The organism is Neisseria sp. P0014.S002 (assembly GCF_051958295.1).
Classification (GTDB): domain Bacteria; phylum Pseudomonadota; class Gammaproteobacteria; order Burkholderiales; family Neisseriaceae; genus Neisseria; species Neisseria flavescens_B.
Genome location: NZ_JBQCVO010000142.1, coordinates 1 through 231 on the forward strand (window position 1 = coordinate 1; position 231 = coordinate 231).

Genomic DNA, 231 nt, shown 5'->3' on the forward strand with positions numbered 1-231 from the left:
GATGAGGCGGTCGAGTTCGTCGTAGGCGAGTTCGACGCTGCTGTGTTGGTTGCGGGCTTTGGTCAGGTTGCCGGTAATCGGGTCGTATTCGAAACGGGTGCGGCTGATGCCTTCGTCTTTGCTTTGTCCGTTGCGGCCGGAGACTTTGCGGCTCTGTTTTTCGATCAGTTGGCCGAGGATGTTGCGTTTGAAATGATGGATGTGCCAAGTTTCGGGACGCTCTTTCAGACG

Annotated in this window: 1 protein-coding gene; it reads right to left on the bottom strand. The window is 55.8% G+C overall.

The features are described from left to right. The coding region (locus tag ACTHSX_RS10920; protein WP_440377750.1) for a hypothetical protein at positions 1 to 231 on the bottom strand (231 nt) is incomplete at both ends.